This is a genomic window from Leifsonia sp. 466MF (assembly GCF_900100265.1).
GTDB lineage: Bacteria > Actinomycetota > Actinomycetes > Actinomycetales > Microbacteriaceae > Leifsonia.
Window position 1 is genome coordinate 653584 of record NZ_LT629696.1, and the last position, 21659, is coordinate 675242.

At 71.6% G+C, this 21659-nt stretch carries 22 protein-coding genes; 16 read left to right on the forward strand and 6 right to left on the reverse strand.

Annotated features, from left to right (window positions below; genetic code table 11):
* Positions 1-243: 243 nt before the first annotated feature.
* The gene (locus BLR91_RS03050; RefSeq protein WP_089877147.1) at positions 244-2487 is read left to right on the forward strand and encodes a HelD family protein; all 2244 of its coding nucleotides are present in this window, start codon (positions 244-246) and stop codon (positions 2485-2487) included.
* Between the two features lie 109 nt (positions 2488-2596).
* Here BLR91_RS03050 and BLR91_RS03055 read toward each other — a convergent pair whose 3' ends face one another.
* The 4 genes from BLR91_RS03055 to BLR91_RS03070 all read right to left on the reverse strand — a co-directional run bounded on the left by BLR91_RS03055 (position 2597) and on the right by BLR91_RS03070 (position 5565).
* Positions 2597-3298 carry a DUF1684 domain-containing protein gene (locus BLR91_RS03055; protein ID WP_231918807.1) on the reverse strand — a complete coding sequence of 234 codons (702 nt, stop codon included), beginning with the start codon at positions 3296-3298 and terminating at the stop codon, positions 2597-2599.
* Positions 3295-3861 carry a hypothetical protein gene (locus tag BLR91_RS03060; RefSeq protein ID WP_018192015.1) on the reverse strand — a complete coding sequence of 189 codons (567 nt, stop codon included), beginning with the start codon at positions 3859-3861 and terminating at the stop codon, positions 3295-3297. Before BLR91_RS03060 ends, BLR91_RS03055 begins: the two co-directional genes overlap by 4 nt.
* Before the next feature lie 85 nt (positions 3862-3946).
* Positions 3947-5230, reverse strand: a complete 1284-nt coding sequence (locus BLR91_RS03065; protein WP_089877144.1) for an RNA polymerase sigma factor — start codon at positions 5228-5230, stop codon at positions 3947-3949.
* Positions 5227-5565, reverse strand: coding sequence for a YciI family protein (locus BLR91_RS03070; protein WP_089877142.1), 339 nt, complete (start codon positions 5563-5565; stop codon positions 5227-5229). The genes BLR91_RS03065 and BLR91_RS03070 overlap by 4 nt, the downstream gene beginning before the upstream one ends.
* A gap of 100 nt (positions 5566-5665) precedes the next feature.
* Here BLR91_RS03070 and BLR91_RS03075 point away from each other — a divergent pair, with 100 nt between their 5' ends.
* The 6 genes from BLR91_RS03075 to BLR91_RS03100 all read left to right on the forward strand — a co-directional run bounded on the left by BLR91_RS03075 (position 5666) and on the right by BLR91_RS03100 (position 9469).
* Positions 5666-6163: an EVE domain-containing protein gene (locus BLR91_RS03075; protein WP_231374464.1), complete on the forward strand. Its 498-nt coding sequence runs from the start codon at positions 5666-5668 to the stop codon at positions 6161-6163.
* The gene (locus BLR91_RS03080; RefSeq protein WP_089877140.1) at positions 6160-6765 is read left to right on the forward strand and encodes a 2-phosphosulfolactate phosphatase; all 606 of its coding nucleotides are present in this window, start codon (positions 6160-6162) and stop codon (positions 6763-6765) included. Before BLR91_RS03075 ends, BLR91_RS03080 begins: the two co-directional genes overlap by 4 nt.
* A gap of 43 nt (positions 6766-6808) precedes the next feature.
* Positions 6809-7111, forward strand: coding sequence for a DUF427 domain-containing protein (locus BLR91_RS03085; protein WP_018192010.1), 303 nt, complete (start codon positions 6809-6811; stop codon positions 7109-7111).
* Between the two features lie 15 nt (positions 7112-7126).
* Positions 7127-8293 carry a PQQ-dependent sugar dehydrogenase gene (locus BLR91_RS03090; RefSeq protein ID WP_089877138.1) on the forward strand — a complete coding sequence of 389 codons (1167 nt, stop codon included), beginning with the start codon at positions 7127-7129 and terminating at the stop codon, positions 8291-8293.
* A 156-nt stretch (positions 8294-8449) separates the two neighbouring features.
* A complete protein-coding gene (locus BLR91_RS03095) occupies positions 8450-8923 on the forward strand; it encodes a hypothetical protein (RefSeq protein ID WP_018192008.1) in 474 nt (157 codons plus the stop codon).
* A gap of 48 nt (positions 8924-8971) precedes the next feature.
* Positions 8972-9469: a SprT-like domain-containing protein gene (locus BLR91_RS03100; protein WP_018192007.1), complete on the forward strand. Its 498-nt coding sequence runs from the start codon at positions 8972-8974 to the stop codon at positions 9467-9469.
* Between the two features lie 30 nt (positions 9470-9499).
* Here the strand turns inward: BLR91_RS03100 and BLR91_RS03105 are convergent, their stop codons facing one another.
* Positions 9500-10108 carry a GNAT family N-acetyltransferase gene (locus BLR91_RS03105; protein ID WP_089877136.1) on the reverse strand — a complete coding sequence of 203 codons (609 nt, stop codon included), beginning with the start codon at positions 10106-10108 and terminating at the stop codon, positions 9500-9502.
* 189 nt (positions 10109-10297) lie between these two features.
* Between BLR91_RS03105 and BLR91_RS03110 the strand changes: the two genes are divergently transcribed.
* The 4 genes from BLR91_RS03110 to BLR91_RS03125 are packed head-to-tail and all read left to right on the forward strand — an operon-like array spanning position 10298 to position 13234.
* A complete protein-coding gene (locus tag BLR91_RS03110; RefSeq protein WP_231918808.1) occupies positions 10298-10948 on the forward strand; it encodes a CGNR zinc finger domain-containing protein in 651 nt (216 codons plus the stop codon).
* Complete coding sequence (locus BLR91_RS03115; protein ID WP_089877130.1) at positions 10945-11706, forward strand: LamB/YcsF family protein; 762 nt, start codon at positions 10945-10947, stop codon at positions 11704-11706. Before BLR91_RS03110 ends, BLR91_RS03115 begins: the two co-directional genes overlap by 4 nt.
* On the forward strand, positions 11703-12332 hold the full coding sequence (locus BLR91_RS03120) for a 5-oxoprolinase subunit B family protein (protein ID WP_089877127.1): 630 nt from the start codon (positions 11703-11705) through the stop codon (positions 12330-12332). Before BLR91_RS03115 ends, BLR91_RS03120 begins: the two co-directional genes overlap by 4 nt.
* Complete coding sequence (locus BLR91_RS03125) at positions 12329-13234, forward strand: biotin-dependent carboxyltransferase family protein (RefSeq protein WP_089877125.1); 906 nt, start codon at positions 12329-12331, stop codon at positions 13232-13234. Before BLR91_RS03120 ends, BLR91_RS03125 begins: the two co-directional genes overlap by 4 nt.
* Before the next feature lie 15 nt (positions 13235-13249).
* On the opposite strand, the gene BLR91_RS03130 is transcribed toward BLR91_RS03125, so the two are convergent.
* On the reverse strand, positions 13250-14131 hold the full coding sequence (locus tag BLR91_RS03130; RefSeq protein ID WP_018192001.1) for a spermidine synthase: 882 nt from the start codon (positions 14129-14131) through the stop codon (positions 13250-13252).
* A gap of 187 nt (positions 14132-14318) precedes the next feature.
* Here BLR91_RS03130 and BLR91_RS03135 point away from each other — a divergent pair, with 187 nt between their 5' ends.
* The 5 genes from BLR91_RS03135 (at position 14319) to rpoB (ending at position 21637) form a co-directional block, all read left to right on the forward strand.
* Positions 14319-14834, forward strand: coding sequence for a hypothetical protein (locus BLR91_RS03135; protein ID WP_089877123.1), 516 nt, complete (start codon positions 14319-14321; stop codon positions 14832-14834).
* Between the two features lie 40 nt (positions 14835-14874).
* Positions 14875-16041, forward strand: coding sequence for a sensor histidine kinase (locus BLR91_RS03140; protein ID WP_089877120.1), 1167 nt, complete (start codon positions 14875-14877; stop codon positions 16039-16041).
* On the forward strand, positions 16038-16706 hold the full coding sequence (locus BLR91_RS03145) for a response regulator (RefSeq protein WP_089877117.1): 669 nt from the start codon (positions 16038-16040) through the stop codon (positions 16704-16706). The genes BLR91_RS03140 and BLR91_RS03145 overlap by 4 nt, the downstream gene beginning before the upstream one ends.
* 52 nt (positions 16707-16758) lie before the next feature.
* Entirely contained in the window at positions 16759-17838 is a 1080-nt protein-coding gene (locus tag BLR91_RS03150; protein ID WP_089877115.1) for an SDR family oxidoreductase, read from the forward strand.
* Positions 17839-18139: 301 nt separating this feature from the next.
* A complete protein-coding gene (rpoB, locus tag BLR91_RS03155; RefSeq protein WP_018191996.1) occupies positions 18140-21637 on the forward strand; it encodes a DNA-directed RNA polymerase subunit beta in 3498 nt (1165 codons plus the stop codon).
* Positions 21638-21659 lie beyond the last annotated feature (22 nt).

Here is a 21659-nt window from a genome sequence, read left to right on the forward strand (position 1 = left end):
GCATCGACCCGGTCGGCAGTGGCGGACCGGGGTGAATGGCGAGCGCACCGAGCGGCGCGATCGTTCGCCGTATGAAGAGAAGCGTGGCGGGGACATGGCCCGGCGCGACGCGAAGCGTTCTACGACGCCGCGGGCAGAATCGTCGCCCGCTTCCTCCACCCTAGAGCATCCGGCCGTACGAGTGCTGAGAGCGCACTCGCATCCGGAGGTCGTAGACTGTCGGCCCGGAAACGAGAGGTGGCCATGGGCGTGCTGGAATCGGAGCTCGAACGCGAGCGCGCCGTGGTCGCTGGGCTGTATCAGCGGCTCGACGAGCTGCGCGCCGAGACGGAGGAACGGCTTGCCCGCGTGCGCCGCGACAGCGTCGGGAGCAACCATCAGGCGCGCAGCGAGCGCGACGCCTTCGCGCGTCTCTACGAGGACCAGCTGACCCAGCTGCGGGATGTGGATGCGCGTCTCGTGTTCGGCCGCCTGCTGCTGGAGGAGCCGGTCGACGGCTCCGACCACCGCTACATCGGGCGCGTCGGCCTGCGCGACGATGACCAGCGCTCCCTCCTCGTCGACTGGCGGGCCCAGCAGGCCGGCGCCTTCTACCAGGCGACGGCGAGCGAGCCGATGGGCGTCCGCGCCCGGCGGCACCTGACCATGTCTGGCCGCCAGGTCACGCGCATCGACGACGAAGTGTTCGACGAGGCGCTGCTCGACGGCGACCGCGCCGGGGAGCAGGTGCAGGGCGAGGGCGCCCTGCTCGCCGCGCTGACGGCGCAGCGCACCGGCCGGATGCACGACATCGTCGCGACCATCCAGGCCGAGCAGGACCGCATCATCCGCTCCGACCTCCGTGGCGCGCTGGTCGTGCAGGGCGGCCCGGGCACGGGCAAGACGGCGGTGGCCCTGCACCGCGCCGCCTATCTGCTGTACGCGAACCGGCAGCGGCTGAGCACGTCCGGCGTCCTGGTCGTCGGCCCGTCCACGGCGTTCCTGCGCTACATCGAGGCGGTGCTGCCGTCGCTCGGTGAGACGGGCGTGGTGATGTCGACGCTCGGTGAGCTGTTCCCGGGCGTCGAGGCGACCGCCGAGGATGCGCCGGAGGCCGCCATCCTGAAGGGCTCCGCCCAGATGGCCCGCCTGCTCTCACGGGCCGTGAAGTCGCGGCAGAAGGCGCCCGTCGAGGATCAGACGATCGTCGTCGACAACGAGCGCCTGGTGGTCGCGCCGGACCTCATCCAGCGCGCCATCGCCAAGGCCCAGCGCACCGGCAAGCCGCACAACGTCGCGCGGGTGACGTTCGTCAAGAACGCGCTCTCGGAGCTCACCGATCAGTTGGCGACGCAGCTGCGCGCTTCGGGGTCGACCATCGACGACGCCGACCTGAAGGTGCTCCGCGAAGACCTCCGCACCTCGTACGACGTGCGGGTCCTCCTCAACACCGCGTGGCTGCCGCTGACCCCGCAGAAGCTGCTGCAGGATCTCTACGCGCGCCCAGCGTGGCTGGCGGAGCTGACGCCGCGCTGGTCGCAGCAGCAACGGGATGCGCTCCGCCGCGACCGCACCGAGCCGTTCACCGTCTCGGACGTCCCCCTGCTGGACGAAGCGGCGGAGCTGCTCGGCGACTTCCCGGGCCGGCCGGACCCCGCCGACCGCGAGCGCGACCGTCAGCGCAAGCGCGACCTGGAGAACGCGCGCGCGGCCATCCGCAACATGGGCGTCCAGGGGCTGGTCAGCGCCGAGCAGCTTGCCGACGGCTTCGCCGAGCAGGCCGATCGCGGCACGACGGCGGAGCGCGCCGCCGCCGACCGCAGCTGGACCTACGGCCACGTCGTGGTGGACGAGGCGCAGGAGCTGTCGCCGATGCAGTGGCGCGTGCTTGTGCGCCGCTGCCCGATGAAGTCGTTCACCATCGTCGGCGACATCGCCCAGGTGGCGTCCGCTTCCGGTGCGACGAGCTGGCCGGATGCTCTGGACCCGATCTTCAAGGACGCGTGGCGGCTGGAGGAGCTGACGGTCAACTACCGGACGCCCGCGCAGATCACGCGGGAGGCCGAGCGCATCGCATCCTCGGCAGGTCTGCCGATCACGCCGACGCGCGCCGTCCGGGAGGGCGACTGGCCCATCCGCCGGGTCCGGGCGGGCGACGGGGATGCGGCTGACGGGGATGCGGCGCTCGCCGCAGCCGTCGCCGACGCCGTTGCGCACGATCGTGGCATCGACGCGGGCGGCACGCTCGCGGTGATCACGACCGAGTCGGACCTCCCGGCGGTCGCCGCCACGGTGGAGGAGCGCTTCGGCGACGCCGCGGGCCGGGGCGCGACCGGCCTCGGTCGCCCGATCGCCGTGCTGACCGGCTATGAGGCGAAGGGTCTCGAGTTCGACGCCGTGGTGCTGGCCGACCCGGACGCGCTGGCCGCCGAGTCGCCGCGCGGTGCCGCATCCCTCTACGTCGCGATGACCCGCCCGACGCAGCGCCTCACCCTCGTCTCCCGCTGACCCCCACCGTCGAGTCCGCAAAAACTGCACGCGGGCCCCGCGAAAACGTGCAAAATGTGCGGACTCGACGGTGGGCGGTGGGCGGTGGGCGGTGGGGAGCGGGTGCGGGTCAGGCGCCGGCGTAGCGCTCGCCGACGGGGATGTCGACGGGGAGGGTGTTGCCGGCCTGCGCGAGCGGGCACGCCCAGGCGGGGTCGTACGCGCACGACGGGTTGTAGGCGAAGTTGAAGTCGAGTACGAGCGACGCCTCTCCGTCGTCTGTGTCGAGCCCGAGGTCGGCGCCCTTGATGGTGTCGATCAGGTAGCGTCCACCGCCGTAGGTTCCGCCGGGCCGCCCCGCCAGCGCATCCTTCACGGGCACGAACAGCCCGCCGCCGTACGACGAGAGCCGCCAGACATCAAGCGTTCCCGCCAGGGGGACCCGGACCGTTCCGAGCAGCTCGAAGGGCACGACGCCGTCGGTGCCGGTCTCGACGTCCATCCGCACTGCCTCGGCGGCCGGGTGGATGGGCAGCTCGAACCGCCAGTCGGGGTCGTACCGGGTCACGGGGAGTCCGGTGAAGCCCTCCAGGTCCTCCGGCAGAAGCGGCGACGCGGGATGCGACGAGAACAGGTCGTTGCGGCACGACGTCCAGTGCGCGTGGGCTTCCGCGGGGTCGTGGGCGGCGAGTCGGCGGACGGAGGCGTACAACGCGAACACGCGCCGTCTCCAGTCCGCGGTCTGCACGGCGGTGACCGCACGGGCCGGCCGCTCTGCCGCGCTCCCGTCTTCCGTTCCGCCGGTGCCTGTCGCGGGTTCGGCGTTCGTCATCTGTCCTCCGGTGTCGTGGTGTCGCTTGCGGCCTCTCCGTCTGCCGGGGTCCGCACTTCGGGATCGTAGGCCCAGGTGGGCGCCAGCTGCCGGAGGCGCACGCCGCGCCACTGCCAGAACAGCCAGAAGGCGTACCAGGCGAACGGCGTGAGCGCCCCGGCGCGCACGATCAGCTGGTCGCGGTAGAGGGTCCGCAGCCGCCCGTTCTCGTCCGGTCCGGCCGGGTCGGGGGCGATCGCCATCCGGTGGTCGAGCCGCGGGATCGCGGACAGCATCCCGCCGGTTCCCCCGCCGCTGTCGTGCAGGATGCGCGTCGCCTGCTCGCGCGGATCGGTCGACCGCAGGGTGTCGAGCCGGATCGCCTGCGTCCCGACGGTGAACGCACCGAGCGCTTTCACACGGACGCGGTGCTCCGAGCCCCACCGCGTCGGGAAGCCGCCGGGCTCCTCCGACCGGAAGTCGAGCCACGGCAGGGCCACCTCGCGGAACGCCGTCGGACTCTGGAGGGCACGCCAGGCGGCATCCGGATCGCAGTCGAGGGTCAGCTTGAGGAGCACGCGCATGCTCTCAGTCTCACCCCGGATAGCGGTGAGGAGGCCAGGGGATGGGCGGTTCCTCAGTCTTCTTCGGGCTGAGGCTTCTTCGGGCTCAGGCTTCCTCGGCGCGCGCCAGCAGCAGCTCCCGTTCGCGGGCGTTCCCGGTCATCGCGGCGGCGCGCTGGAACTCCTGCCTGGCCTCGTCGCGTCGCCCGAGCCGGAGCAGCAGGTCGGCGCGCACCGACGGGAGCAGGTGGTACGACTCCAGTGCCCCCTCGATCGCCAGCCGGTCGACGACCTCGAGCCCGGCCTCCGGTCCGTACGCCATCGACAGGGCGACCGCGCGGTTGAGCTCGACCACGGCGGACGGGTGCAGTTCACCGAGCGCGCCGTACAGCGCCACGATCTCCTCCCAGTCGGTCGCCTCCGGCGTCGGTGCGGTGGCGTGGCAGGCCGCGATGGCCGCTTGCAGCGCGTACGGCCCGCGGCTGGCGGGCAGCCGCCTGCTGAGGCGCAGGGCGTCGGAGCGTTCCAGGGCCGCGACGCCGCGGCCGATGAGGAGGCGGTCCCAGCGGGCGCGGTCCTGGTCCTGCAGCAGGATGGGGCTGCCGTCCTCGGCCGTGCGGGCTCCGAGCCGCGACGCCTGGAACTCCATCAGCGCGACCAGCCCGTGCACCTCGGGCTCCCTCGGTGTCAGTTCGGCGAGCACACGGCCGAGCCGCAGCGCCTCCCGGCACAGGTCCGGCCGCATCCAGTCGTCGCCGGCCGTGGCCGAGTAGCCCTCGTTGAAGATCAGATAGACGACCTCGAGCACGGAGGCCAGCCGCTCGGGGAACTCCGCCCGCTCGGGTACCTCGAACGGCACCCCCGCAGCGCTCAGGGTGCGCTTGGCGCGGACGATCCGCTGGGCCATGGTCGCCGGCGGCACGAGGAAGGCCCGGGCGATCTCCTCGGTCGAGAGGCCGCCGAGCAGCTTCAGGGTCAGCGCGACCCGCGACGCCTGGGGGAGGACCGGGTGGCAGGCGACGAAGACGAGGCGGAGCAGGTCGTCGCCGATCGGTTCCTGCGCGACGCGTGCCGGATCGTCCGAGCCGAGCTCCTGTTCGAGGTCGTGCGCGATGGCGGCGTACCGGTCGTCGAGGCGTTCCCGCCGGCGCCAGCCGTCGACCGCGCGACGTTTCGCGACCGTCGTCAGCCACGCCCCGGGATTGCGCGGGATGCCCGTCTCCGGCCACTGCTCGAGGGCGGCGACGAGCGCATCCTGAGCAAGCTCCTCGGCCAGCCCCACATCGCCGGTGGTCCGGGCGAGCCCGGCGATCAGGCGTCCGGACTCGATGCGCCAGACCGATTCGACGGTGCGGCGGGTCTCGTCGAGTCGTTCGCGCTCGTCGGTCATCGGCCCACGTCGCCCGCCACCCGGCGCACCTCGACGCTGCCGTGCGTCAGCGGCAGCCGTCGGGCCCACTCGAGCGCCTCCTCCTCGCCGGCGGTCTGCAGCATCCACAGTCCGGTCACCCGGGCGGCCGACGGGCCCGGCGAGCGGTCGAGGGTGCGGTCCTCGCCGTCGAAGTGGATGCGCGCGCAGCCACCCGTCGGCTCGAGGGCCTCGGCCGCGAGCAGCACTCCGGCGCGCACCAGATCCTGCTCGTAGCGGTCGAGGGCGGCACGGTCCGGCACGGCGGGCTCGACGCCGTCGCCCTCCTCGGCCTGTGCCATCAGCACGAAACGCATGGTCCCATCCTCTCGTCGAACACGTCTGGAGTCATCCATGCGTCGAATGGGATGCGGCGCTTTCGACACGAGTGACGGTGGTGTGCGCTACAACGGGAGCATGGCGATCCGTTACTGGCTGGGCGTTGTGCAGCTCGATCACGTGCTGCGTGGCGTCGCCGGCGGCTTCGCCCAGGTCAACCACGGTGCCCGGGCTCCCCTGGAGCGGATGGGTCCGGCCGACGGTTTCGTGTACTACTCGCCGCGGGCGACGTATCCGGATGGCGAGCCGCTCAAGCAGTTCACGGCGGTGGGCCGCCTGGCCGATGACGACGTGTTCCAGGTGACGCAGGGGCCGGCGATGCAGGGTCCGGCGTCGGACTTCAAGCCGTGGCGGCGACGGGTCGAGTGGGATCACGACGCCGTGGCGACGCCCATCCGGCCGCTGCTCGGCGCTCTCGACTTCACGCGCGACAAGCCGGATTGGGGGTACCAGCTGCGCCGCGGGCTCATCGAGCTGTCCCGGCACGACTTCGAGCTGATCCGCCGGCAGATGCGTCCGTCACCGGGCGAAACACGGCCGCGGCGCGGCGACCACCGCATTACGATGGCCCGGTGACTCAGCCGACCCCTCTCGACTCCGACACGATCTCCGCCGAGATCCCGGCCGCGCACCGCCAGGCCAAGTACCAGGTGCGGTTCGACTGGGCGGCCGACGGCGCCGCCGCCGTGGCGGCCGACGCCGATGTGGTGGTGTGGGTGGATGCGCTGGCCGACACTCCGGCGCCCGAGCTGCCCGGCGACGGCGCCGTGCTGGCCGCCGGACTGACCGACGCCACCGCCGTCGCCCGCTGGATCCTCGCCGAGCAGGTCCGTCTCGGCCGGCGCGCGATGATCGCCCTCGTGGCCGCCGGAGGTGCGACCCCGTCCGGCTCGACCCGCTTCGCCGTGGAGGACCTGCTGGCCGCGGGTGCCCTGGTGGATGCGCTCGCCTCCGTCGGCATCGACTACTCCTCGCCGGAGGCTGCGGCGGCCTGCGCGGCGTTCACCGGCTTGCGGGGCGCGGTCGCGCACCTGCTGACGGCGTCCGTGTCAGGCCAGGAGCGGGCAGCCGCGGGCGCCGGCCCGGCCGACATCGCCCCCGCCGGACGGCTCGACTCGTCCGACGCTGTGACGGTGCTCCGAGCTCCCCGGCAGAACGGTGCGCTCCCGGCGGAATGATCGCCCGTCGGCGTACGTTGCCGTGCACAGGAGGTTTTAATCGATGAAAGCCGTGCTGAACGACACCGTGATCGCCGAGGCCCCGCAGGAGGACCTCATCCGCATCGAGGGCAACTGGTACTTCCCTCCGGCGAGCGTCAATTCCGAGTACCTCGTGGAGAGCGCCACCCCTTACACGTGTCCGTGGAAGGGCGAGTGCCAGTACTTCTCCGTGAAGTCGGATGACGGTCTGCTGCAGGATCGCGCGTGGAGCTATCCCACTCCGTACCCGAGCTCCTTCGACCGGGTGGGCAAGGACTACAGCAATTACGTCGCGTTCTGGAAGGACGTCCGCGTCGTCGACTGACGACCGGGAGTCGCGATGTTCCGTCACGGCCGCCGCCTGAGCCTCCTGGCTCTGACGGCGGCCGTGCTCGTTCTCGCGGGATGCTCGACCCCGCCTCCGACGCCGACGGTCACGCGCACGCCCACAGCGACGCCGCGGCCGACCGGCACCTCGGCTGCGGTCGCCGCGATCCCCTGGCAGCCGAGCGGGCAGACGACCGTGCTCGAGACGGGGCTGGAGTCGCCCTGGTCTGTCGTCCCGCTGCCGAGCGGGTCGGCGCTGATCAGCGAGCGCGACTCGGGCACCATCCGGGAGCGGCTGCCGCAGGGCGGACTCCGCACGGTCGGCACCGTCGCCGGCGTCGTCCACGCCGGCGAGAGCGGCCTGCTCGGACTCGCGGTGCAGGCCGAGTCCGCACCGAAGTACCTCTACGCGTACCTCACCACCGCCGACGACAACCGGGTCGTGCGGCTGCCCCTGTCGGGGGTGCCGGGCAGCTACGCGATCGGGGCGCCGGAGCCCGTGCTCACCGGCATCCCGAAGGCGTCGAACCACGACGGCGGACGGCTCGCGTTCGGCCCCGACGGGATGCTCTACGTCACCGCCGGCGATGCCTCGAACCCGGGCAACGCCCAGGATGTCGCCTCGCTCGGCGGCAAGATCCTGCGGATCACGCCGGAGGGACAGGTGCCGGGCGACAACCCGTTCCCCGGCTCGCCGGTCTGGTCGTACGGGCACCGCAACCCGCAGGGGATCGGCTGGGATTCGCGCGGCACGATGTGGGCGAGCGAGTTCGGCCAGAACACCTGGGACGAGCTCAACATCATCCGTCCGGGCTCGAACTACGGATGGCCCACCGTCGAGGGTGTCGGGGGCGACCCGAAGTACACGGACCCGGTGTACCAGTGGCCGACGGATGCAGCGAGCCCCAGCGGTCTCGCGGTCGTCGGCGACACGATCTTCCTGGCCGCGCTGCGCGGCGAGCGGCTGTGGACCGCCTGGCCGACCGATGGCGCCGCCCCGGTGACAGCGGCACCGTTCTTCGAGGGCGAGCTCGGCCGGCTGCGCGACGTGGTCGCCGTCGGTGACCGCTTGTGGCTGCTCACGAACAACACCGACGGGCGCGGTTCGCCCCGTTCCGGCGACGACCGGCTCGTCGAGGCGCCGCTCGTTCCCGCGCAGGCGGTCAAACGCCCCGGCTGACCTTCACCCGGGTGCGGCCGCTCCTGCGGGTAGTCTTGGGGGGAACCACCGATCGGGAGCAGAACCCTGAGCATCATCCTCGGATACGATCCGACCACCCTGCGCGAACGCGTCGATCTGCGCGCTGCCGGCGAGCGTCTGGAGGAGCTGGGCAGCTTGCGCAGTCTCAGCGCGCTCAACGAGAAGACCGTTCTGCTGCGGCTGCTGGGCCGGCTCGACGAGGCGATCGAGATCGGCAACGAAGCGGTCCGTCAGGCGCGCTTCACCGGCGACCGCGAGCAGCTGCTCGGAGCGCGCATCCGCCGTGCCCAGGTCCTGCAGTACCAGGGCAAGTCCGATGAGGCCGTCGTGGAGCTGACCGGATGCGTCGACGAGGCGCGCGGTCGCGAGTGGACGGCGTTGGAGGCGTTCGCCATCCAGAGCCGGGGCAAGGTGTACTTCGACACCGGCGACTACGAGAACGCGCTGGCGGACATGACCGCGGCCGTGTTCCTGCGCGAGAAGCTGGGCGCGTCGCCGGCTGAGATCCAGGCGGCGCTGACCGCGGTCGCCGTCGTGCAGTCTGCGCTCGACGCGCAGCGCGGAGCCGCACGTGGGGAGCGCGGCGAGGGCGACCCCGATCACGCGTAGGATGCACGTCATGGAGGTAGGGAGCGCTCCGGACGGGAACCGTCGCTGATGGCCGAACTCGACCGTGTGCGCCGGTGGGCGGAGGCGCTGATCGCCCTGCACCTCGACCCGGCCGTGTGGAGCTTCGGTTTCGACAACGCCAAGACGCGCGCTGGCCTCTGCAACTACACGTCGAAGCGGATCACGGTCTCGCGGTACCTGGCGGCGCGGTACGAGGACGACGAGATCCACCAGATCCTCCTCCATGAGGTGGCCCACGCGCTCGCCGGCTCCCGCGCCGGGCACGGGCCGCGCTGGCGCGCCATCGCGCTCGACCTCGGATACGAGGGCAAGCGCCTGCACGGCGGGGCGATCGCCGACGACCTGGCGCCTTGGGTGGGCACCTGCCCGAACGGGCACACGCACTACCGCTACCGGAAGCCGGCGCGCGCGCTCGCCTGCGGTGCGTGCAGCCGCCGTTTCGATGCCGCGAACCTCATCTCCTGGCAGCACCGCGAGGTGTCGCCGGCGCAGCGGCGCACGGCCGCGGCGGCAGCGACCGAGTAGCGGTCCCGGCGGCTGTTCGCGGCGACGCCGTCAGGAGTGCGCGACGCCGAGGCGAGCGTCCAGGCCGTCCCGCACGCTCGGCCATTCCTCGCTGAGGATGGAGTACACGGCCGTGTCGCGCCAGGTCCCGTCCGCGCGCAGCTGGGTGTGCCGCAGGACGCCCTCGAACTGCGCGCCGAGGCGGAGAATGGCGGCGCGCGACCGCGCATTGAGCACATCCGCCTGCAGTTTGACTCGCTCGAAGCCGTGGTGGAACGCCGTCCCGAGCAGCAGCCGCTTGGTCTCGGCGTTCACCAGCGTGCCCCAGGTCTCCGGCGCGTACGCCGTCCAGCCGATGTGGGCGGAGCGGTTGGCCAGGTCGAAGTCGCCCAGCGTGGTCGTGCCGACCAACCGGTCGCCGTCGCGGAGCACGACGGCGGTCACGTTCGCGGTGTCCCAGGCGAGGTAGCGGAGGATGAACTCCCGCCACTCCTCGTAGGTGTCGCGATAGGCCGCCGGACCGCCTCCCCAGCCTCCGGCGAAGACCTCGGGATGCCCGATCGCGTCGAACAGGTCCGGCAGGTCGTCGAGGGTGAGGGCGCGCAGGCGGACGGTCACGCCCTCGAGCGGAGCGGTCGGGTCCGGGCGGGTGGCGGTCATCCGCCCAGTATGCCAGGGCGCCGCTGGCCGCTTCCGGTCCGTCGCCCGGCCGTCGGTGGGTCGCAACGCGCCGTTATGGCACGCCCATAACGGCGTGTTGCGACCCACGGACGGTGGCCGGCCGGCGGCTAGGCTGGTGGACGCGACGCCCGCGCCGGGAGGCTTGCGGTAACCGACTATGTTGGTTACATGGCGACGGAAGCGATTCTCACCCGAGGCACCGGTCAGTGGATGGAACCGAGCGACGGTCAGCGCTGGTGGTTCGACTCCGGGTCGCTCGCGCTCGACTTCGCCTACACCGGTGAGTTCGCGCACGCGGCCGACGGCGACGCCGACCCCGACCGGCACGCCGTCCGCGACGCTCACGGCCTCAACGCGTGGCTGGTCGAGAGGTTCCCCGAGGTCGCGCAGACGGCGGGGGACCGCGAGTTCCGCGACGCCCGCACCCTCCGGACCGCGATCGCCCGCCTCGCCCGGCAGGCCAGCCGCGGCGACGAGTTGTCGCCCGACGACGTCGACATCGTCAACCTCTTCGCGGCGACTCCCGACATCCCGCCGGTCCTCGCCGGGGGCGGCCGCCAGGCGGGGCGCACGAACGCGCGTCCGCATCAGGCCCTCGGCACCATCGCACGGGATGCGGTGCGCCTCTTCGGCCCGGACGTCGACGGCCGCATCCGCGAGTGCTCGGCCGACGACTGCGAGCTCGTCTACCTCGACACCTCGCGCAGCGGCACCCGGCGCTGGTGTTCGATGCAGCGCTGCGGCAACCGTGCGAAGGTACGTGCGCACCGTGCCCGTGCGGCCCGCGGGCCCGGGGCGCACGCCACAATAGGGGCATGAGCCGTTCCGTCGACCTCAACAGCGACCTGGGGGAGTCGTTCGGCGCCTGGTCGATGGGCGACGACGCCGCACTGCTGCGGGTGGTCTCCAGTGCCAATGTGGCCTGCGGGTTCCACGCCGGCGACCCGTCGACGATGCTCGCGACCTGCCGCGAGGCCGCCGCGAACGGCGTGACCGTCGGCGCCCACGTCTCCTATCGTGACCTCGCGGGATTCGGGCGGCGCGCGATGGACATGCCCGCCGGCGAGCTCCGCGACGAGGTGCTGTACCAGCTCGCCGCGCTCGAGGGCCTTGCCCGGGTCGCGGGAACGGCCATTCGCTACGTCAAGCCCCACGGCGCCCTCTACAACCGCATCGTGCACGACGCGGGTCAGGCGCGGGCCGTGGTGGATGCGGTGGTCGCCTTCGACCCGACGCTCGCCCTGCTCGGACTGGCCGGCTCCGCCGTCGAGCGGGCAGCCGGAGAAGCCGGGGTCCGGTTCGTCCGCGAAGCGTTCGTCGACCGGGGCTACCGCTCCGACGGCACGCTGGTGCCGCGCACCGAACCGGGCGCGCTGCTCTCCGACGACGAGGAGATCGCCGCGCGGGCCGTGCGCATGGTCACCGAGGGCCGCGTCGTCGCCGCTGACGGCACCGACATCCCCGTCGGAGTCGACTCGTTGTGCGTCCACGGCGACACCCCGGGCGCGGTCGCGATGGCGCTGGCCGTACGCGATGCGCTCGCGGGGGCGGGCGTGAGTGTGGAGCCGTTCGCGTGACCGCGCGCATCCTGCCCTACGGCGACCACGCCCTGCTCGTGGAGCTGGACGGGCTGGATGCCGTGCTCGCGCTGTTCCGCGGGCTCGACGCCTCGCGGCCGGACGGCGTCGTGGAGCTGGTGCCCGCCGCCCGCACGATCGCGGTCGTGGTCGAGCCGCGCATCCTCTCGCTCAGCGCAGCCCGCGGCTGGGTCGAGCGCACCGCGCCGCTTCCCGCCGGGGCGGTCGAGGAGCGGGTCGTCGAGCTCGATGTCCGCTATGACGGCGACGATCTCGCGGAGGTCGCCCGGCTCACCGGGCGGACCGAGGCGCAGGTCGTCGCGTTCCACACCGGAACCCCGTGGCGCGTCGCATTCGGCGGCTTCGCGCCCGGCTTCGCCTACCTCGTGAGCGACGGCCCGGCGGGCGCGGACGCGCTGGAGGTCCCGCGCCGCGCGACGCCGCGCACGGCGGTGCCGCCGGGGTCGGTCGGCCTCGCAGGGACGTTCAGCGGTGTCTATCCACGGTCGAGCCCGGGCGGCTGGCAACTCATCGGCCGCACCGACGCGACGCTCTGGGATGAGACGGCCGATCCTCCCGCGCTGCTCCGGCCGGGAGCGGTCGTGCGCTTCCGGGAGGTGCGATGAGCGGCCTGCGCATCGTGAGCCCTGGTGCCCTCACGCTCGTCCAGGATCTCGGGCGCCCCGGCTTCGCCGCCCTCGGCGTCGGCCGGTCGGGTGCCCTCGACCGCGCCGCGCTGCGGCTGGGCAACCGGCTGCTGGGCAACGACGAGGGCGACGCCGGGCTCGAGGTGCTCCTCGGCGGGTTCGAGGCGCGCTTCGAGCGCGACACCTGGTTCGCCGTGACCGGAGCGACCGGCCCGCTGCTCCTCGACGATCGCCCGGTGGATGCGCACCAGGCTGTGCGGGCGCGGCCCGGACAGCTCCTGCGGATGGGGTCCGCGACGGCCGGACTGCGATGGTACCTGGCCGTGCGCGGCGGGGTGGCCGAGACTCCGGTGCTCGGGTCACGCTCCCGCGACACTCTGGCCGGTCTCGGGCCTGCACCTCTGCAGGCGGGCGAGCTGGTACCGATCGGCGAGCATTCCGGCTCCGACCTCCCGCTGCTGGACTTCGTCCCGGTTGCCGACCCGACACCCGAGGGCGTCGAGGTGCGCGCTCACCCGGGCCCTCGGGCCGACTGGTTCACCCGCCGGGCGCTGGAGTCCTTCTTCTCCGTCGAGTGGCGCGTCGCCGCCGAGAGCGACCGCATCGGCGCGCGGCTCGACCCCGTGCGGGCGCCCGCGCACGCGGCGGGCCTGACGCCGCATCCCGATCCGCTGCTGGAGCGGGCGATCCGTCGCGAGCTGCCGAGCGAGCCGATGGTCGCCGGCGCCGTGCAGGTCTCGCCCGACGGCCGCCCGACGGTGCTGCTCGCCGACCATCCGGTCACCGGCGGGTACCCGGTCATCGCGGTGGTGGCCGACGGCTCGCTCGATGCGTTCGCCCAGCTGCGTCCAGGTCAGCCGGTGTCCTTCCGGCACGCCTGACCGCGAGGCGCGGCGCTAGTCGCGGCGGGTGCCGCTTTGGAAAATGCTGCGCGCGGGAGGCGGGGACGGCACGCTGGTCGCGTCGGTCACGATCGGCGCGCCCGCGGCGAACGTCCGCAGCTCTTCGCCCGCCACGGCCTTCGCGGGATGCGGCCCGCTCGCCAGCAGGCGCGGCAGCCACTCCAGGGGGAGCGGCGAGTTCGATCCGACGAGCACCACGTTCCCGAAGCGGCGGCCCTTCAGCACCTGGGTCTCGGCGAGCGCCGCGACATTCTCGACGACGGAGCCGAGCGTCGACACCTGGCTGCGGGCGAAGCTGAGCGGCGGTCCGTCCGCGACGTTCACGAGCACGATGCCGTCCGGCTTCAGCAGCGAGACCGCCGAGCGGTAGAACTCGGCGCTCGTGACGTGGGCGGGCGTGCGCGACCCGCTGAAGATGTCCACCACCAGCAGATCGACCTCGCCGCGCAAGCCGTTCGGCAGCTTGCCGACGACCTCGCGCGCGTCGCCGTGTCGGATGCGGATCTGCGCATAGCGGGGGAGCGGGAGCTGCTCGCGCACCAGGTCCACCAGGCGGCTCTCCAGCTCGACGACCTGCTGCCGCGAACCGGGGCGCGTGTAGGCGATGTACCGGGGGAGTGTCAGCGCGCCCGCCCCGAGGTGCACGGCCGTGATGGGCTGGCCGGGGTCGCCGATCAGGTCGATGACGTTGCCCATCCGCTGGATGTACTCGAAGAAGAGCTGGGACGGGTCGTCGAGGTTGACGTGCGACTGCGGGGTGCCGTCGACGACGAGCTGGTAGGCGCCGGGCACGAACCGGTCGGGCTCAACGGTCGCCAGGTAGCCGCTCTCCGAGAGGACGACCGAGGGGTTCTGGGGGGTCGGGTTCGGAGACACACCGGCAGCCTAGTCGCGGTGGATGCGCGCGGAAGCGCCGCGATCTCCACGCGTGACCTCCACCCGCGATCTCCACCCGACCTCCACCCGCGGGCGGTGCCGCCCGGAACAGCGGGGCGCGACGCTGGAGTGGTGCCGGAGATTCCGGCAGGCTCCGCCCAGCATCCGCTCTTTCCGAAAGGCGATCATGACCGTCCAGACCCTCGGCAACGCTCTCCTCATCCTGCTGCTCATCGGATGGGTCGGCTACCGGCAGCTGACCTGGCGGCCCGTGGTGGTCGCGAAGATGTGGCGGATGCCCGTCATCCTCGCTGTCGTCGGCGCGGTGCAGCTCGTGCAGCAGGTGAAGCCGACGACCATCACCCCGCTCGACATCGCGGTGGTCGCCGGCGAGGTCGTGCTCTCCCTCGCCATCGGTGCGTGGATCGGCGGGATCGCCCACTTCCGCCGCCTGCCCGAGCCGGTCGTCGGCAAGAACCCGTCCGAGGTGGCCGTCTACGAGTCGCGCACCGGCGTGTTCGGGCTGGTGCTGTGGGTGGCCGTCATCGTGGTCCGCGTCGGGGTGGACGTGCTCGCAGCCCAGGCCGGGTCGCACCTGGTCGCCGCGACCGGCATCATCCTGCTGGTCTTCGCGGCGAACCGGCTCGCTCGCACCGCGGTGTTCGCGGCGCGCCTCGACCGTCACGCCGCCCTCGCCGCGTGAACCGGCGGCGCGCGGAGGCCTCGGGCAGCATGATGGTCGAGTGAACGTCTCCGTCCGCCCCAGTTGGCTCGCCCTGGCCCTGACCGCCGTGGGCGCCGGGGCCATCGGCTACGCGCTGATCCGCACCCACACCGAGCATCGCCCGGTGTGGGTGCTCGTCCTCGGGCTGATCTCCGTGGTGCTGTGGGTGGTGCGCAGCGCGCTGGCGAAGGCCGGACTCCGTCGCACCGCTTTCGCCTGCGCGGTGGTCGTCGTTGTCGTCGGCGCGCTGGTCGCGGCGCCCACGGACGGTCTCACGGTCGTCCCCGCCGCGATCGGCGTGCTCGTCGTACTGGGCGACCCACGGGATCCGCTGTGGCTCGGACTGCTCGTCGGCGGCGTCGGCATCGCCCTGGTCGCGGTCGGCGCCGTCCCCAGCGGGACCGACATCCCGAACCTCCTCGGCATGATGGGCGGGATGCTGCTGGGCGTCTTCGCCGGTCTCAGCCGGCGGCAGTTCCGGGTGGCGGAGGAGCAGGCGGTTCTCCTCCGCGAGCGCGCGGTCGCGATGAAGGAGGAGGCGTCGCGCATCGCCATCGCACGCGACCTCCACGACGTCCTGGCGCACAGCCTCGGCGGGCTCGTCATCCAGCTGGATGCGGTGGATGCGCTCCTCGAGTCCGGCGACGCCGACGGCGCCCGCTCGCGGGTGGTCGCCGCCCGCGGCCTGGCCGCCGACGGGCTCGGTGAGGCCCGTCGCGCCGTCGCCGCCCTGCGCGACCCGGAGCCCGCCGGCGCGGAACCGGTGCCGGCCGCCGCGCTCCGGGCGGCCCTGGACGACCTGATCGCGGCGCACCGCTCGCTCGGCGGGCGGGCGGAGCTCCGGGTGACGGGCGCCGGCACGGAACTCACCGCGCAGCAGGCCGAGGCGTTGCAGCGCGCCCTTCAGGAGGCCTTGAGCAACGCCCGAAAGCATGCGCCCGGCGAACCCGTCGCAGCCGAGCTGGTCTGGCAGGATGACCGCGTGCGCGTCATCGTCTCCAATCCGCTCCCGGCGACCCCCGCCGGCGCGGCCGGATCCCCGGTGTCGGCGCTCGCCGCATCCGGCGGCCACTACGGGCTCGAGGGGATGGGCGAGCGCTTCGCTGCGCTGCCGTCCGGTGGCTCGGTTCAGGCCGCAGCGGTCGACGGCCGGTTCGTCCTGACGGCGGAGGCGATGCTGCGGTGACCGGCGAGGCGCGCATCCGGGTCGCGGTCGCCGACGATCAGGCGATCATCCGCGACGGCCTGGTCACCGTGCTCGGCCTGCTGCCCGACATCGAGGTGGTCGGCGAGGCCGCCGACGGCGAGGAGGCGGTCGCGCTCGCCGTGGCCGCGCATCCCGATGTCCTGCTCATGGACCTCCGGATGCCGGTGCTCGACGGCGCGGGGGCGACCGCCCGCGTGCGCGAGGTCGCACCGGAGACCGCGGTGCTCATCCTCACCACGTACGCCGACGACGAGTCGATCGTCGGTGCGCTGCGTGCTGGAGCGCGCGGCTATCTGACGAAGGACGCCGGCCGCGCCGAGCTCGCCGCGGCCGTGCGTGCCGTCGCCAGCGGGCAGACGACGCTTGCTCCGGAGGTCGGAGCGCGCGTCATCGGCGCGCTCACCGGCGCTGCGCCCGCTCCGGTCACCGAGGTGGATGCGGCAGGCGCCCTGCTCGCCCGCTTCCCCTCCCTGACGCGGCGCGAGGCCGAGGTGCTCGCCTTGATCGGCGACGGACTGAGCAACGCCGAGATCGCGCGCTCCCTCTTCGTCAGCGTTGCGACGGTCAAGACGCACATCAACGCGATCTTCGCCAAGCTCGCCGTGCGCGACCGCGCGCAGGCGATCGCGCTCGTCCGCTCCTGACGGGTCGCCCGCGCCGCTTCCCAACGGCACGCCCCCGGGGAAGGATGGGGGAGTGAGCGACCCGAACGCGGCAACGCCGCCCTCCACCCCGCCGGCCGACCTGGTGCTCGTGACCGGCGGCTCCGGATTCCTCGGCGCGCACTGCATCCTCGCGTTGCTCGACGCCGGCTACCGGGTGCGCACCACGATCCGCACTCCCGCGCGGGCCGCGGACGTCCGGCAGCAGCTCGCGGCGGGCGGTGTCGACGACCCGGGCGACCGGCTCGAGTTCGCCATCGCCGACCTGACCTCCGACGACGGATGGGCCGACGCCGTCGCCGGCTGCCGGTTCGTCCTGCACGTCGCCTCGCCGTTCCCCTCCTCCCAGCCGAAGGACGCGGACGACCTGATCGTCCCGGCGCGCGACGGCGCCCTGCGCGTGCTGCATGCCGCCCGGGACGGCGGCGTCGAGCGCGTCGTGCTCACCTCATCCTTCGCGGCGATCGGCTACGGGCATCCGCCGACCGACCGGCCCTTCACCGAGGAGGACTGGACCGACCTCGACAGCGGCCGCCGGCTGAGCCCGTACGTGCAGTCGAAGACCATCGCCGAGCGCGCGGCGTGGGCCTTCGTCGCGGCGGAGGGCGGAGGCCTCGAGCTCGCCACCGTGAACCCGGTCGGCATCCTCGGCCCGGTGCTCGGCCCGGACATCTCGACGTCGGTCGAACTGGTGCGCCTGGTGAAGGAGGGACGCCTCCCGCGCCTTCCCGACGTGCACTTCGGCATCGTCGACGTGCGCGACGTCGCCGCACTCCACCTCCTCGCCATGACGCGGCCGGAGGCCGCCGGGCAGCGTTTCCTCGCCATCGCCGGCGAGGTCATGTCGGCGCAGGAGGTCGCGCTGCTCATCCGCGGTCATCTCGGCGAGGCGGCAGGCCGACGGGTCAGCACCAAGCTCATGCCCGAGTGGATGCTGCGAGCGGTCGCCCCGTTCAGCCGCCGCGTCCGCGACTCCCTCCCCGACACCGGGACGGCACGGCGCGCCACCGCGCAGAAGGCGATCACCGTGCTCGGCTGGGCTCCGCGATCCCGTGAAGAGGCTGTCATCGCGACCGTCGACACCCTGCCGACGTACCACCCGCGCCAGCGCTGAATCCGGCCGGATCTCCGGCCGGGAGCCCCGGGAATAGCACCGCGAGAGTCGCGTTATACATCAGGACGTGTCTCCGGTCAAGAAAAGACTGGACACGGCGCGTCCGATTGACATATAGTTGTTCTTTGCGCTCCCAGTCAAACTTCTGCCTTCATATTGCGGTCGGCTCTGACTTTCTCCGCGTGTGCCTGGGCCCGTTCTTTCGGGTCAGATACGGCAGCGCGACGTGACTGGGAGTTCTCGTCCTGATAGATACACGACCGACAGTAACTGGCCCGACGGGGCCCCGGAGGTTATTTCCTTGGCTGCTGCGCGCAACGCAACCAACACCGACAAGACACCCAAGAACGGACGAGCCGCATCCCGACTCTCCTTCGCCAAGATCACGGACACCCTGACCGTTCCCGATCTGCTCGCACTGCAGACCGAGAGCTTCGACTGGCTGGTCGGCAACGACGCGTGGAAGGCTCGCGTCGCAGAAGCCGAGGCCCAGGGCCGTCAGGATCTTCCCGCCAACACGGGCCTCGAGGAGATCTTCGAGGAGATCTCTCCCATCGAGGACCTCGGCGAGACCATGCAGCTCTCGTTCACGAACCCGTTCCTCGAGGAGAAGAAGTACTCGATCGACGAGTGCAAGGAGAAGGGCAAGACCTACGCTGCCCCGCTCTACGTCGAGGCCGAGTTCATGAACCACCTCACCGGTGAGATCAAGACCCAGACGGTCTTCATGGGCGACTTCCCGCTCATGACCGAGAAGGGCACCTTCATCATCAACGGCACCGAGCGTGTCGTCGTCTCGCAGCTCGTCCGCTCCCCGGGCGTGTACTTCGAGGCCACCCCCGACAAGACGTCCGACAAGGACATCTTCTCGGCACGCGTGATCCCGAGCCGCGGTGCGTGGCTCGAGTTCGAGATCGACAAGCGCGACCAGGTCGGTGTCCGCATCGACCGCAAGCGCAAGCAGTCGGTCACGGTGTTCCTGAAGGCCCTCGGCCTCACCAGCGAGGAGATCCTCTCCGAGTTCGCCGGGTACCAGTCCATCGAGCTGACCCTCGAGAAGGACGCCATCCTCACCAAGGAGGAGGCGCTCAAGGACATCTACCGCAAGCTGCGTCCGGGCGAGCAGGTCGCCGCCGAGGCCGCGCGTGCACTGCTCGACAACTTCTACTTCAACCCGAAGCGCTACGACCTCGCCAAGGTCGGCCGTTACAAGATCAACCGCAAGCTCGGCCTCGAGGCCCCGCTGTCGGAGTCGGTGCTGACCGTTCAGGACATCATCGCCACGATCAAGTACCTGGTCGCCCTGCACGACGGCCAGACCACGATCAAGGGTCTCCGCAACGGCGTCGAGACGGACATCCGCCTCGACATCGACGACATCGACCACTTCGGCAACCGTCGCATCCGCGCCGTCGGCGAGCTCATCCAGAACCAGGTCCGCACCGGTCTCTCCCGCATGGAGCGCGTCGTCCGCGAGCGCATGACCACGCAGGACATCGAGGCGATCACGCCGCAGACCCTGATCAACGTGCGACCCGTCGTCGCGGCGATCAAGGAGTTCTTCGGAACGTCGCAGCTGTCGCAGTTCATGGACCAGAACAACCCGCTCGCGGGCCTGACCCACAAGCGTCGCCTCTCCGCGCTCGGCCCCGGTGGTCTGAGCCGTGAGCGTGCCGGCGTCGAGGTCCGTGACGTCCACCCGTCGCACTACGGCCGCATGTGCCCGATCGAGACGCCGGAAGGCCCGAACATCGGTCTGATCGGCTCGCTCGCGTCGTTCGCGCGGATCAACTCCTTCGGCTTCATCGAGACGCCGTACCGCAAGGTCGTCGACGGCCGGGTCACCGACCAGATCGACTACCTCACGGCCTCCGAAGAGGACGACTTCGTCGTCGCGCAGGCGAACGCCCCGCTCGACGCGAACGGCCACTTCGTGGAGGAGCGCGTCCTCGCCCGTCAGAAGGGCGGCGAGGTCGACCTGATCCCCGCCGAGGAGATCGGCTACATGGACGTCTCGCCGCGCCAGATGGTGTCGGTCGGTACGTCGCTGATCCCCTTCCTCGAGCACGACGACGCCAACCGAGCCCTCATGGGTGCGAACATGCAGCGCCAGGCGGTGCCGCTGCTCCGCTCGGAGAGCCCGGTCGTCGGAACCGGTATGGAGGGCTACGCGGCCATCGACGCCGGTGACGTGATCACCGCCGAGAAGTCCGGTGTCGTCACCGAGGTCTCGGCCGACGCGGTCACCGTCCAGGCGGACGACGGCACGTACCAGACCTACTACCTGCGCAAGTTCGACCGCTCGAACCAGGGCACGTCCTACAACCACCGCGTGATCGTGGACGAGGGCGACCGCATCGAGCAGGGCGAGGTCGTCGCCGACGGTCCCGCGACCGAGAACGGTGAGCTCGCGCTCGGCAAGAACCTGCTCGTCGCGTTCATGCCGTGGGAGGGTCACAACTTCGAGGATGCGATCATCCTCAGCCAGAACCTGGTGAAGGACGACACCCTCTCCTCGATCCACATCGAGGAGTACGAGGTCGACGCCCGCGACACCAAGCTCGGCAAGGAGGAGATCACCCGCGACCTCCCGAACGTCAGCCCGGACCTCCTGGCCGACCTCGACGAGCGCGGCATCATCCGCATCGGCGCCGAGGTGCGCCCCGGCGACATCCTCGTCGGCAAGGTCACGCCGAAGGGCGAGACCGAGCTGTCGGCCGAGGAGCGCCTGCTCCGCGCGATCTTCAACGAGAAGAGCCGCGAGGTGCGCGACACCTCCCTCAAGGTCCCGCACGGCGAGGAGGGCACCGTCATCGGTGTCAAGGTCTTCGACTCGCAGGACGGCGACGACGAGCTCGGCTCCGGCGTGAACCAGCGCGTGGTGGTCTACATCGCTCAGAAGCGCAAGATCACCGCGGGCGACAAGCTCGCCGGCCGTCACGGCAACAAGGGCGTCATCTCCAAGATCCTTCCGGTCGAGGACATGCCGTTCCTCGCCGACGGGACCCCGGTCGACGTCATCCTCAACCCGCTGGGTGTCCCCGGTCGAATGAACTTCGGTCAGGTCCTGGAGATCCACCTCGGGTGGATCGCCAAGAACGGCTGGGAGATCAAGGGCAAGCCGAAGTGGGCCGCTGAGCTCCCCGAGGCCGCCTTCTCGGCCGAGCCGAACACGAAGGTCGCGACCCCGGTGTTCGACGGCGCGAAGGAGGAGGAGATCGCAGGTCTGCTCGACTCGACCCTCCCGACCCGCGACGGCGACCGCCTGATCGGTTCCTCCGGTAAGACGCAGCTGTTCGACGGCCGCTCCGGCGAGCCGTACCCGGACCCTGTGTCGGTCGGCTACATGTACATCCTGAAGCTGCACCACCTGGTCGACGACAAGATCCACGCCCGTTCGACCGGTCCGTACTCGATGATCACCCAGCAGCCGCTCGGTGGTAAGGCGCAGTTCGGTGGTCAGCGCTTCGGTGAGATGGAGGTGTGGGCCCTCGAGGCCTACGGCGCCGCGTACGCGCTGCAGGAGCTCCTGACCATCAAGTCGGATGACATCCTCGGCCGCGTCAAGGTGTACGAGGCCATCGTCAAGGGTGAGAACATCCAGGAGCCGGGCATCCCGGAGTCCTTCAAGGTGCTCATCAAGGAGATGCAGTCCCTCTGCCTGAACGTGGAGGTCCTGTCGGCCGACGGCCAGGCGGTCAGCCTGCGCGACTCTGACGACGAGGCCTTCCGCGCCGCGGAGGAGCTCGGCATCAACATCTCCTCCCGCTTCGAGTCGTCGTCGATCGACGAGATCTAAGCGGCAGCCAGACCTACTGACG

Coding starts and splice junctions, on each gene's coding strand:
- BLR91_RS03135 (WP_089877123.1), top strand. CDS start 14,319: ATGACCGTCCAGACCCTCGGCAACGCTCTCCTCATCCTGCTGCTCATC.
- BLR91_RS03085 (WP_018192010.1), top strand. CDS start 6,809: ATGAAAGCCGTGCTGAACGACACCGTGATCGCCGAGGCCCCGCAGGAG.
- BLR91_RS03100 (WP_018192007.1), top strand. CDS start 8,972: ATGGCCGAACTCGACCGTGTGCGCCGGTGGGCGGAGGCGCTGATCGCC.
- BLR91_RS03060 (WP_018192015.1), bottom strand. CDS start 3,861: ATGCGCGTGCTCCTCAAGCTGACCCTCGACTGCGATCCGGATGCCGCC.
- BLR91_RS03105 (WP_089877136.1), bottom strand. CDS start 10,108: ATGACCGCCACCCGCCCGGACCCGACCGCTCCGCTCGAGGGCGTGACC.
- BLR91_RS03055 (WP_231918807.1), bottom strand. CDS start 3,298: ATGACGAACGCCGAACCCGCGACAGGCACCGGCGGAACGGAAGACGGG.
- BLR91_RS03075 (WP_231374464.1), top strand. CDS start 5,666: ATGGCGATCCGTTACTGGCTGGGCGTTGTGCAGCTCGATCACGTGCTG.
- BLR91_RS03110 (WP_231918808.1), top strand. CDS start 10,298: ATGGCGACGGAAGCGATTCTCACCCGAGGCACCGGTCAGTGGATGGAA.
- BLR91_RS03050 (WP_089877147.1), top strand. CDS start 244: ATGGGCGTGCTGGAATCGGAGCTCGAACGCGAGCGCGCCGTGGTCGCT.
- BLR91_RS03090 (WP_089877138.1), top strand. CDS start 7,127: ATGTTCCGTCACGGCCGCCGCCTGAGCCTCCTGGCTCTGACGGCGGCC.
- BLR91_RS03070 (WP_089877142.1), bottom strand. CDS start 5,565: ATGCGTTTCGTGCTGATGGCACAGGCCGAGGAGGGCGACGGCGTCGAG.
- BLR91_RS03115 (WP_089877130.1), top strand. CDS start 10,945: ATGAGCCGTTCCGTCGACCTCAACAGCGACCTGGGGGAGTCGTTCGGC.
- BLR91_RS03125 (WP_089877125.1), top strand. CDS start 12,329: ATGAGCGGCCTGCGCATCGTGAGCCCTGGTGCCCTCACGCTCGTCCAG.
- BLR91_RS03065 (WP_089877144.1), bottom strand. CDS start 5,230: ATGACCGACGAGCGCGAACGACTCGACGAGACCCGCCGCACCGTCGAA.